12 protein-coding genes and 1 other RNA gene are annotated in these 11,094 nt (G+C 60.5%); 9 read left to right on the forward strand and 4 right to left on the reverse strand.

Annotated elements, in window-relative coordinates:
• Positions 1–47 precede the first annotated feature (47 nt).
• From MKI83_RS03185 to MKI83_RS03200, 4 genes are all read right to left on the reverse strand, one after another.
• Positions 48–653, reverse strand: coding sequence for a 5-formyltetrahydrofolate cyclo-ligase (locus tag MKI83_RS03185; protein ID WP_241583331.1), 606 nt, complete (start codon positions 651–653; stop codon positions 48–50).
• Between the two features lie 10 nt (positions 654–663).
• Positions 664–841: non-coding RNA, 6S RNA (gene ssrS / locus MKI83_RS03190), on the reverse strand.
• 38 nt (positions 842–879) lie between these two features.
• On the reverse strand, positions 880–1,185 hold the full coding sequence (locus tag MKI83_RS03195) for a cell division protein ZapA (RefSeq protein ID WP_241583332.1): 306 nt from the start codon (positions 1,183–1,185) through the stop codon (positions 880–882).
• Positions 1,182–1,391 carry a TIGR02449 family protein gene (locus MKI83_RS03200; protein ID WP_241583333.1) on the reverse strand — a complete coding sequence of 70 codons (210 nt, stop codon included), beginning with the start codon at positions 1,389–1,391 and terminating at the stop codon, positions 1,182–1,184. Before MKI83_RS03200 ends, MKI83_RS03195 begins: the two co-directional genes overlap by 4 nt.
• Positions 1,392–1,555: 164 nt before the next feature.
• Between MKI83_RS03200 and MKI83_RS03205 the strand changes: the two genes are divergently transcribed.
• From MKI83_RS03205 to gcvH, 9 genes are all read left to right on the forward strand, one after another.
• Entirely contained in the window at positions 1,556–2,125 is a 570-nt protein-coding gene (locus MKI83_RS03205) for a UPF0149 family protein (RefSeq protein WP_241583335.1), read from the forward strand.
• 18 nt (positions 2,126–2,143) lie between these two features.
• Entirely contained in the window at positions 2,144–3,484 is a 1,341-nt protein-coding gene (gene pepP / locus MKI83_RS03210; protein ID WP_241583336.1) for a Xaa-Pro aminopeptidase, read from the forward strand.
• Positions 3,485–3,487: 3 nt separating this feature from the next.
• A complete protein-coding gene (gene ubiH / locus MKI83_RS03215; protein ID WP_241583337.1) occupies positions 3,488–4,699 on the forward strand; it encodes a 2-octaprenyl-6-methoxyphenyl hydroxylase in 1,212 nt (403 codons plus the stop codon).
• Positions 4,692–5,195 (forward strand): DUF4442 domain-containing protein, encoded by a 504-nt coding sequence (locus tag MKI83_RS03220; protein WP_241583338.1) that lies wholly within the window; start codon positions 4,692–4,694, stop codon positions 5,193–5,195. Before ubiH ends, MKI83_RS03220 begins: the two co-directional genes overlap by 8 nt.
• 41 nt (positions 5,196–5,236) lie before the next feature.
• Positions 5,237–6,418, forward strand: a complete 1,182-nt coding sequence (locus MKI83_RS03225) for a 2-octaprenyl-3-methyl-6-methoxy-1,4-benzoquinol hydroxylase (RefSeq protein ID WP_370867347.1) — start codon at positions 5,237–5,239, stop codon at positions 6,416–6,418.
• A gap of 212 nt (positions 6,419–6,630) precedes the next feature.
• On the forward strand, positions 6,631–7,629 hold the full coding sequence (locus tag MKI83_RS03230; protein WP_241583340.1) for an extracellular solute-binding protein: 999 nt from the start codon (positions 6,631–6,633) through the stop codon (positions 7,627–7,629).
• Positions 7,630–7,776: 147 nt separating this feature from the next.
• Positions 7,777–9,390 (forward strand): ABC transporter permease, encoded by a 1,614-nt coding sequence (locus MKI83_RS03235; RefSeq protein ID WP_241583341.1) that lies wholly within the window; start codon positions 7,777–7,779, stop codon positions 9,388–9,390.
• Between the two features lie 167 nt (positions 9,391–9,557).
• Complete coding sequence (gcvT, locus tag MKI83_RS03240) at positions 9,558–10,640, forward strand: glycine cleavage system aminomethyltransferase GcvT (RefSeq protein ID WP_241583342.1); 1,083 nt, start codon at positions 9,558–9,560, stop codon at positions 10,638–10,640.
• 42 nt (positions 10,641–10,682) lie between these two features.
• Positions 10,683–11,069, forward strand: a complete 387-nt coding sequence (gene gcvH, locus MKI83_RS03245; protein ID WP_241583344.1) for a glycine cleavage system protein GcvH — start codon at positions 10,683–10,685, stop codon at positions 11,067–11,069.
• Positions 11,070–11,094: the final 25 nt, after the last annotated feature.

Raw genomic sequence — 11,094 nt, forward strand, 5'->3', positions numbered from 1 at the left:
TTGTCTCGTACCTCTTCAAGCTACTCACACGACTTTCTGCCTAGTGCTTAATGGCTCTTGACGTAATGCCATGCCTGATCGCTGGCAATGGCGTGCAGTGGGATATCCCAGCTAGCGCTCGGTAGTGTCGGTACTTGTTGGCAGGCGTGGGCAAGGCCAATCAGTTTAGGGCCTTGCCAGTGGTGACGCTGTTGCAGTCGATGCAGAGCGCGGTCATAAAAGCCGCCGCCCATGCCTAGGCGGTTGCCTTGTGCATCAAAGCCGACAAGCGGCAGCAGGACTACATCTAAGCACTCAATACGCCGCTGCTGGCGCAGTTGAAACCGTGGCTGCGCAATGCCGAAACGATTTTTCTGCCAGTGGCTGCGCTCGCCATAGCGCTGAAACTGCATGGCGGTCAGCGGCCAGCGCTTAAGCACCGGCAGGTACACCTGCTTGCCGTGACGTTGCAGCCACTGCAGCAGTGGCGCGGGGTCGATTTCGCCGTCGTTGGCTAAATACAGGGCGACATGTTGCGCGCGGCGCAGCCACGGGTGAGTGCTCAGGCGTTGTTTGAGTGCGCGGGCGGCTTGACGTTGCTGCAGTGATGACAGGTCGCGGCGCTGTTGGCGTAGGGCTTTGCGTAGCTGCGCGCGGGTAGGCTGGGTGGTCATAGAGGAAGGAAAACTCCCCGAGATGCCGCTGTCGGGTTAGCCCTTGAACCCGAAAGTTCAAGGTGGCGGTTGGAGCGAACCTTAAGGCTTTCCGTCATGCGGACATGCACACCGGCTCTGCTGCCAACCTCCGAGGTTGTGCGTATCGGCTCAGGGACATCACCGACTGGCGCACATGCCAGGGAGCGTGGGGCAATTATACCGATAAAAGCCATGCCGGTCAGATTCAATCGTCGTGACGGGCCAATGCGGTTTCTAATTTATCCAGCATGAGTGACAGCTGTTTTTGCCGGCCTTGGTTCTCTAGCTCAAGCTGCGCGCGCTCTAGAAGCAGTTCGTGGCTGATGTTGAGGGCGGCCATCACGGCGATGCGGTCGGCGCCAATGACTTTGCCAGTGCCGCGAATTTGCCGCATGCGCGCGTCGAGGTATTGACCGGCGCGTTGCAGGTTGTCGCGTTCATTTTCAGGGCAGGCCACTGTGTATTCTTTATCGAGAATATGCAGGGTGACGTTGTCGTTGCTGGGTTTCATCCGTCCTGCTCCAGGGATTTGAGATGCTGGATCATGGATTCGACCTTGTGCTTGGCCAGTTCATTTTTCTCAATCAGTTGTGCGCGTTCTTCACGCCACGCTTGCTCGCTGGCGAGCAAGGCGTGGTTGTGCCGGCGCAGATAATCGAGCTGTTTCAGCACGTTATCTAGCTTGTCGTGTAGGGCCTGCAAGTCCACGTTTTCCATGGAGTTTCCAACGGCTAAGGGCGTATCTGGCAACTATAGGTGGGCGGCGGTGCAGGGGTCAAACTCGCTGCATAGCGTCGCGCACTCGATAAATTGGTGGCACCGCGTGCGGCGTGCCGGTGCTAGGATAGCGGTCTCATTTATTGCTTGTGTTGAACGCTGTCATGTCTGCTGCTCCTTATTCTGCTTTGGCTGACCTGTTGGGTCAGGTTACGCCGCATGTTTCACCGGCCGAATTACACGGTCATCTGCTGGGCTATCTGTGCGCCGGCGTTGAGTTGGACGACGCTACCTGGCTTGGCGCGGCGGCGGAGCTGCTCACGCAGCCGCAAGGCGTGTGGCCCGAAGCCTTGGGTATGGCGCTCAAAGGTTTGCGCGCTATGTCAGCCAAAGAGCTGGGCGATGGCGAGATGGCGGTGGTGGTTTTGCTGCCGGGCGATGACATGCCGTTGGTGGAGCGTAGCCGCGCCTTAGGGCAGTGGTGCCAGGGCTTTTTGGCAGGCTTTGGCTTAGCTGGCGCGAGCCTGAGCTTGAGCGAAGATGCCCAAGAAGTGCTGACGGATCTGGCGGCCATCGCGCAAATCGCTGGCGAAGCCAATGACAGCGACGAGGCCGAAGGCGATTACATGGAGGTACAAGAGTACCTGCGTGTGGCGCCGCTACTGTTGTTTAGCGAGGCGCGTCGCAGCTTGCGTCAGGCGCAAAGTGATAGCGCCAAAAATACCCTGCATTAACCGCTGGTCGAGGCGTTTATGAGCCGTATCCCCCGTAGCGAGTATGCCCGCCGCCGCAAGGCGTTGATGGCGCAGATGGAACCCAACAGCATCGCCATTTTGCCGGCCGCGCCGGTGTATATCCGTAATCGCGATGTTGAGCATCGCTACCGCCAAGACAGCGACTTTCAATACCTGACTGGCTTCCCTGAGCCGGAGGCGGTGCTGGCGCTGATTCCCGGACGTGAGCATGGCGAGTTTGTGCTGTTCTGCCGCGAGCGCGATGTCGAGCGTGAGTTGTGGGATGGTCTGCGCGCGGGGCAAGAGGGAGCGATTAGCGAATACGGTGCCGATGATGCTTTCCCGATCGCCGATATCGACGACATTCTGCCGGGGCTGATTGAAGGCCGTGAGCGCGTCTATCAAACCCTCGGCATGAACGCGGAATTTGATAAGCGCCTGATGGACTGGATCAACAGTATTCGCGCCAAAGCCCGCCAAGGGGCGCAGCCGCCGAACGAGTTTGTGGCGCTGGATCATCTGCTGCACGATATGCGTCTGTACAAAAGCGCGGCCGAAGTCAAAGTCATGCAGCATGCCGCCACGGTGTCGGCGCAAGCCCATGTGTTGGCCATGCAAGTGTGTGAGCCGGGGCTTAACGAATATCAGATCGAGGCGGAGCTGGAGTACCTGTTCCGCAAGAGTGGTGCCAAGCACGCGGCTTACAGCTCGATCGTCGCCGGCGGTAAGAACGCCTGCATCTTGCACTACACCGAAAATGATCAGCCGCTCAAAGACGGCGATCTGCTGCTGATTGATGCCGGCTGCGAGATGGACTGCTACGCCAGCGATATCACCCGTACTTTTCCGGTTAACGGCCGTTTTAGTCCGGAGCAGCGGGCGATTTATGACTTGGTGCTTAAAGCTCAACACGCCGCCTTTGCGGTGATTGCGCCGAATAATCATTGGAATGACCCGCACGAGGCTACCGTGCAGGTCATCACCGCCGGCTTGGTCGAGCTGGGCCTGTTGAGCGGCAATGTGGCCGAGCTGATTGAGTCTGAGGCCTACAAACCCTTCTACATGCACCGCGCCGGTCACTGGCTGGGCATGGATGTGCACGATGTTGGCGACTACAAACTCGGCGGCGCTTGGCGGGTGCTTGAGCCCGGCATGGTGCTAACGGTCGAACCCGGCATCTATATCGCCCCCGATAACATGGCGGTGGATAAGCGCTGGCGTGGCATTGGCGTGCGCATTGAAGACGATGTCTTGGTGACCAAAGACGGCTACAGCGTGCTGACTTCGGCGGTGCCCACCGATGCCGACGCGATCGAACAGCTGATGGCGGCAGCGCGCGCAGCCCGTAGTGCGGCTTAAGCCATGAGTGAGGCAGCAATGCAGTCGACCCAGCGCTTGGTGATTGTCGGTGGCGGCATGGTTGGCGCCAGTTTGGCGCTGGCGCTGCAAGGCTACGCCCGCGAGCGGCAATGGGAGTTGGTGCTGGTGGAGGCCTTTGCCCCCACGAGCGAGTTCCAGCCCAGTTACGATGCGCGCTCGACGGCGCTGAGTTACGGCAGTCGGTTGATTTTTGAGCGTTTGGGCGTTTGGGCCGCGATGGCCGAGCGTGCCGAGCCGATTCGACAGATTCATGTCTCCGACCGTGGCCGCTTTGGTGCGGCGCGCTTAAACGCCGAAGAGGAACACGTGCCCGCACTGGGTTACGTGGTGGAAAACGCGTGGTTGGGCCATTGCCTGCTCAACGCCCTCGATACTGAGGTGGTGCAGTGGCGCTGCCCGGCGCAGGTGACGGCATTAACGGCTCAGCCCAGCGGCTATCAATTGACCTTGAAAGAAGACGGTGACGACAGCGTGTTGCACGCTGATTTGCTGGTGCTGGCCGATGGTGGTCGTTCTGGCTTGCGCGAGCAGTTGGGGATTGGTGTGCGCCATACGCCGTATGGGCAGAGTGCGCTGATCGCCAACCTGACGCCGGCGCAGCCGCATCAAGGCCAAGCGTTTGAGCGTTTTACCGACAACGGGCCGATGGCTTTGTTGCCGGTGGCAGACAACCGCTGTGCGTTAGTCTGGACACGCCCCGAAGAAGACGCCGAACGCCTGCGCACGCTGGACGATCGAAGCCTCTTGGCCGAGTTGCAAGACGCCTTCGGTTATCGCCTCGGCGCGATTAAGCAGATCGGCACGCGGCATATCTACCCGTTGGCGTTGACCGAGGCCGAGGAGCAAGTGCGCCCGCACTTGGTGGTTTTGGGCAATGCGGCGCACAGCCTGCACCCGATTGCGGGGCAAGGCTTCAACTTATCGCTGCGTGACACCATGGCCTTGGCCGGCGAACTACTGGCCAGCGAGACGGCGCTCGGAGCGCTGGCACCGCTGACGGCGTTCCATGCGCGGCAAAGTCGTGATCAATGGCTGACCATTGGCTTTTCCGATCGGGTCACGCGCTTGTTCTCCAACAACGATCCGCTGTTATCGCTGGGGCGCGGTTTGGGCTTGGTTGGCTTAGATGTGGTGCCACTGGCCAAGCACTGGTTTGCGCGGCAGGCTATGGGATTAGGGGTGAAACATGTCTGAGGCCGCACGCGCTAAGGCGCAGGCGCGCCGCGCCACCTGGCTACGCTGGGGGCTGAATATTTACCCGCCGTACTTGGGCGCCGGTGTGCGCGTGCGCCATATCAGCCAAGACTTTCGCCAAGCTCACGTCAGCATGGGCTTGAATCGGCTGAACCGAAATTACGTCGGCACCCACTTTGGTGGCAGCCTGTACAGCATGGTCGATCCCTTCTACATGCTGTTGCTGATGGAGTGCTTGGGGCGGGATTACTTTGTCTGGGACAAGGCCGCCTATATCGATTTTGTCGCCCCCGGCAAAGGCCGTGTGCACGCCCATTTTAAGATTGAGCAAGCGTTACTGGATGACATTCGCGCCCGCACCGCCGACGGTGACAAGTATCTGCCGGAGCTTGAAGTGCAGGTGGTGGATGACGACGGTGCGCTGGTCGCTCGCATCATGAAAACTCTTTACGTGCGGCAAAAGCCCAAAGCACGTAACGCGCAGGAGGCAGTATGAGCCGGCATTATCGCGCCGATGTGGTCATCGTAGGTGCCGGCATGGTCGGCAGCAGCTTGGCCTTGGCGCTGGCCGATAGCGGGCTGCAAATCCTCTTGCTTGATGCTGCTCCCATGAGTGTGGCGGCGCATGATCCGCAGGCGCCCTATGAGCCGCGCGTGAGTGCGTTGTCGGCCGCCAGTCAGCGCTTTTTACAGCACCTTGGCGCGTGGGAGGGCATTGTGCGTCGCCGCGCCGCGCCCTACAGCCGCATGCATGTCTGGGATGGTTCTGGCACCGGCAGCGTGCATTTCGACGCCGGCAGTGTGCACGCCGATGTGCTGGGGCACATTGTGGAAAACCGCGTGGTGCAAGACGCGCTGCTGGAGTGTCTGTTGGACGCCGATATCGGCTTGCTCGGCGGCACTAAGGTAGAAACCCTCCACCAACTCAACGGGCAGTGGCATTTGTTGCTGGATAACCACGCGCAGGTTAGCGCGCCGTTGATGATTGGTGCCGATGGCGCGCGCTCGATTATTCGTGATCTGGGTGGCTTCGAAACCCGCGAGTGGGATTACCTGCACCACGCGCTGGTCACCAGTGTGCGCTGCAGCGAACCGCACGGCCGCGTGGCGCGTCAGCGCTTCACCGATAACGGGCCGTTGGCCTTTTTGCCGCTTGAGCAAGACGGTGATCAGCATTGGTGCTCGATTGTTTGGTCGTGCGATGAGGCACAAGCCAAAGCCTTGCAAGCGCTGGATGATCAGGCCTTTTGCCAAGCATTGGAGCGCGCCTTTGAAGGGGCGTTGGGTCGTGTAGAACATGCCGATGCGCGTTATCGCATCCCGCTGCGCCAGCGCCATGCTAAGCGCTACGTGGCCGAAGGCTTGGCCTTGGTCGGCGATGCCGCGCACACCATTCATCCGCTGGCCGGGCAGGGCGTCAACTTAGGTTTTATGGATACCGCCGCACTGGCCGAAGCCTTGTTGCACGCGATCGGGCGTGGCGAAAACTTTGCCAGTAAGCGCGTGCTGGGGCGTTACGAGCGCCGACGGATGCCGCATAACTTGGGCATGATGGCGGCGATGGAAGGTTTTCAGCGTCTATTCCAAGCCGACCCCTTGCCGGTGCGCTGGGCGCGCAATGAGGGTTTGCGCCAAGTCGAACGCTGGGATGAGGCCAAGGCCCTGTTTATTCGCCGCGCGCTGGGGCTTGAGGGCGATATTCCGGCCATGGCCCAGTAGGCCTGATGGCATGGCCGCACAACGTCATCACGGCGTTGTGCCTATCCGGCGGCATGCCCCGTATGCTGCGCTCCGTAGGCCGTGTGCGTGTGTCGCTCGCCGGTTAAAGCAACGCCTGCCCAATGTAGCGGCCAATTGACATAAGTCATTGATAAGCTAAATAACAGTCATTATCATCCGCATGTATATTCACTGCTGATGAGGCTGTACTCATGCAACTGCGTTCCTTGTTTGCCGCTGTCGCGCTGGCTGCGACCACTTTTACCGCTAATGCCGCCGAAGAACTGGTGGTGTACTCGGCGCGTATTGATGAGCTGATCAAGCCGGTTTTCGATGCTTACACCGAGAAGACTGGGGTCAAAATCAGCTTTATCGCCGATAAAGAAGCCCCGCTGCTGGCCCGTTTGCAGGCGGAAGGCGAGAACACGCCGGCTGACATGCTGATCACCGTGGATGCCGGCAACCTGTGGCAGGCCGCGCAGCAAGGCGTGCTGGAGCCGTTGAACTCAGCGGTCATCGCCAAGAATATCCCCGCTCAGTATCGCGCTACCGATGGCAGCTGGACGGGCCTGTCGCTGCGTGCGCGCACCTTGGCTTACTCGCCAGAGCGCATCAAAGAAGGCGAGCTGAGCACCTACGAAGGTCTGGCCGATAAGCACCTAGAAGGCCGCGTCTGTCTGCGTACCAGCCAGAAGGTGTACAACCAGTCGCTGACCGCCACCATGATCAAAACCCTCGGCGAAGAGAAAACCGAAGCCGTGATCAAGGGCTGGGTGAACAACTTGGCCACCGACGTGTTTGCCGATGACACCGCGCTGTTGATGGCGATCGACGCCGGTCAGTGTGACGTGGGCTTGGTCAACACTTACTACTACGGCCGTTTGGCCAAGCAAAACCCCAATGTGAAGGTGAAGCTGTTTTGGCCGAACCAAGCTGACCGTGGCGTGCACGTCAACCTGTCGGGCGCTGGCGTAACCAAGCATGCGCCGCACAAAGCCGAGGCGATCAAGCTACTGGAATGGATGACCACGCCTGAAGCCCAGCGTTTGTTTGCTGACTTGAACCAAGAATACCCGGCCAACGAAAGCGTTGAGGCTTCTGCCGAAGTGCAATCGTGGGGCACGTTCAAGCCAGACACCATCAATGTCGAAGTGGCTGGTCAACTGCAGCCAGAAGCGATCAAGCTGATGGACCGCGCTGGCTGGAAATAAGCCGCCGCGACGCACTACCGCAGGCTCGGCCATGCACTGAGCCTGCGTGCAAGCCGGACGAGGTCAACGCCTCGTCCGGCTTTGTTATTTGGGCTGGGCGAAAACCTGCTTTAAGCTTGCCGCCTGATTGATTGCGTGGGGCGTAACGTGTCTGCATCGGCTGCTCGTTTGTTGTGGTACCCGCTGGCGCTGGGCTTTGCCGCGCTGGTGGCGTTGCCCATTGTGGTGTTGCTGTTGAGCTGGGGCGAGATTGATGCCTCGATTTGGCAGCACCTGTGGCAAACCCAACTGCCCGAGTTAGTGGCCAATACCGTGGTGTTGGCCGTGGGTGTGGGGGCAGGCGTGGTGCTGCTGGGCGTGAGCTTGGCGTGGCTGACCAGTCTGTGTGAGTTCCCCGGGCGGCGCTGGCTGGACTGGGCGCTGATGCTGCCGTTTGCCATCCCCGCTTACGTGCTGGCTTTTGTTTTTGTTGGTTTATTCGACTTTGCCGGGCCGGTGCAAGGCACCCTGCGCGCGTGGTTTGGTGCTGGCCTGCGCCTGCCGCCAGTGCGCTCGACCGGCGGCGTCATTGTGGTGCTGGTGCTGGTGTTCTACCCCTATGTGTATCTGTTGGCGCGCGGCGCGTTCATGGCGCAAGGTCGCGGTCTGATGGAGGCGGCACGCGTATTGGGCTTGTCACCGTGGCGAGCCTTTTGGCGCGTGGCCTTGCCCATGGCATGGCCGGCGATTGGTGCGGGCTTGGCGCTGGCGCTGATGGAAACCTTGGCCGACTTCGGCGCGGTGTCGGTGTTTAACTACCAAACCTTCACCACTGCGATCTACAAGACTTGGTATGGCTTTTACAGCCTGTCGACCGCGACCCAGCTGGCCTGCCTGCTGTTGCTGTTCGTGTTGGTGGTGTTGTTTGCAGAAAAACGCGTGCGCGGGCAAACCCGGGTCGCCGGTGAGCGCCAACGCAGCGCCGCCTTGTACGTGTTGCGCGGCCCGCAAGCATGGGCGGCCAGTGCGTGGTGCGGCTTGGTGTTCGCGCTGGCGTTTGTCGTCCCGCTACTGCAACTGCTGGCGTGGTTTTGGCAGCGCGGCCGCTTTGATTTGGATGAGCGCTACGTCAGCTTGGTGCAAAACACCTTGCTGCTGGGCGCCTTCGCGGCCGCGATTACCGTGGCCTCGGCGCTCACCTTGGCGTTTGCTAAGCGTTGGCGCGCAACCCGCAAAATGCGGGCGCTGGTTGCTTTTGGCAATCTGGGCTACGCCTTGCCCGGCTCGCTGCTGGCGGTGGCCATCATGTTTGCCTTCAGTTATCTGGATAAAACCTTGGTGATCCCGTTGTCGACCTGGCTCGGCGGTGCGGGTAAGCCGTTGCTGTTGGGCAGTCTGGCAGCGCTGCTGCTGGCGTATTTGATCCGCTTTATGGCGGTGGCGTATGGCCCGCTGGATGCCGCGCTGGCGCGGATTCGGCCGAGTATTCCGCAGGCTTCGCGCAGCCTGGGCGTGGGGGGCGTGGCGCTGTTTTGGCGGGTGTATTTGCCTCTGTTATTGCCGGGCTGTTTGTCGGCGGGGCTCTTGGTGTTTGTCGATGTGCTAAAAGAAATGCCCGCCACCTTATTGATGCGCCCCTTCGGCTGGGACACCCTCGCCGTGCGTATCTACGCGCTCACCAGCGAGGGCGAGTGGGCGCGCGCCTCGCTGCCGGCGCTGAGCTTGGTGTTGGTCGGCCTGCTGCCTGTGATTGGCTTGATTCGGCGTTCGGCGCGCGATTAAGCCGCGCCAGTCATCTTCTGTCGCGCTTGGGTCATTCCTTGGTCGTGATGTAGCGGCTACAATGCGCGCCTACAATGCCGATTCAATGGGCGGTGGGGGTAGCTCCATCGCCTTTGCTTTTTTCATCCGGTACCGCACAGCTGTTGGGCGGCCTACAGGAGTGAGTTATGGGTCTACGTACCCCTCTGTACGAACAGCATGTGGCGTTAGGCGCCAAAATTGTCGATTTCGGTGGCTGGGACATGCCCCTGCATTTTGGCTCGCAAGTTGAAGAACACCATCAGGTGCGCAAAGACTGCGCCGTGTTCGACGTCTCGCACATGACCGTGGTGGATGTGACCGGCCCCCAAGCGAAGGCTTACTTGCAGCGCTTGTTGGCCAATGATGTGGCGCGTCTGACCACCTCTGGCAAGGCGCTGTACAGCGGCATGCTCAACGAGCAGGGTGGGGTGATCGATGACCTGATCGTCTACCTGACGGACTTTGGCTATCGCGTGGTCGTCAACGCCGCCACCCGCGACAAAGACCTCGCGTGGATGCAGCAGCAACTGGCGGGCTTCGACGCGCAACTGAGCGAGCGTGCAGAGCTGGCGATGCTCGCCATTCAAGGCCCGCACGCCCGTGCTAAAACAGCCGCGTTGGTCAGCCCCGCGCGCGCCGAATTGATCAGTGCGCTGAAGCCGTTTCAGGGCTTGCCCGACGGCGAATGGTTTATCGCGCGCACCGGCTATACCGGCGAAGACGGTTTAGAAATCATGTTGCCGGCCGCCGATGCGCAGCGCTTGCTGACCGATTTGGCCGGTGCCGGCATTCCCCCGGCAGGCCTTGGCGCTCGCGATACCTTGCGCCTTGAAGCCGGGATGAACCTGTACGGCCAAGACATGACCGAGCAGGTCTCGCCGTTGGCGGCTAACATGGGCTGGACCATTGCGTGGGAGCCTGCGGAGCGTGATTTTATTGGCCGCGCCGCCTTAACCGCGCAGCAAGCGGCGGGTGATCAGCCTAAGCTGGTCGGTCTAGTCTTGGAGGAGCGCGGTGTCTTGCGCGCGCACCAAGTGGTGCGAGTGGCTGGGCTGGGTGAGGGTGAAATCACCAGCGGCAGCTTCTCGCCGACCTTAGGTTTGTCGGTGGCTTTGGCCCGTGTGCCCGCAGCGACGGGTGAGCGTGCTGAGGTAGAAATTCGTGGTAAGTGGCTGCCAGTTCGCGTAGTCACCGCTAACTTTGTGCGCCACGGCAAGGCGCTGATTTAATTTTTGACGACGGCCGTCGTCAGGCATTTTGAGGACAGACTCATGAGCAATATCCCCGCTGAACTGCGTTACGTTGACAGCCACGAGTGGCTGCGTGTGGAAGCTGACGGTAGCGTCACTGTGGGCATTACCGACCACGCGCAAGAAGCGCTGGGCGACGTGGTGTTTGTGGAGCTGCCGGAAGTCGGCGCCGAGCTGAACGCCGGTCAAGAAGCCGGTGTGGTTGAGTCGGTCAAGGCCGCCAGCGACATCTACGCCCCGATCGCCGGCACCGTGTTGGCGGTGAATGAAGCGCTGGTTGACGCGCCCGAAGGCGTGAACAGCGAGCCTTATGAAGCGTGGTTCTTCCGCATTCAGCCCAGCAACGCCGCCGATCTGGATGGCCTGTTGGATGCTGATGCTTACCGCGCGCTGTGCGAAAACGCTTAATTTAGCTTTGTCTCTAAAGCCTCGG

The sequence above is a fragment of the Atopomonas sediminilitoris genome (genome assembly GCF_022601735.1).
In the GTDB taxonomy this organism is placed as follows: Bacteria; Pseudomonadota; Gammaproteobacteria; order Pseudomonadales; family Pseudomonadaceae; genus Atopomonas; species Atopomonas sediminilitoris.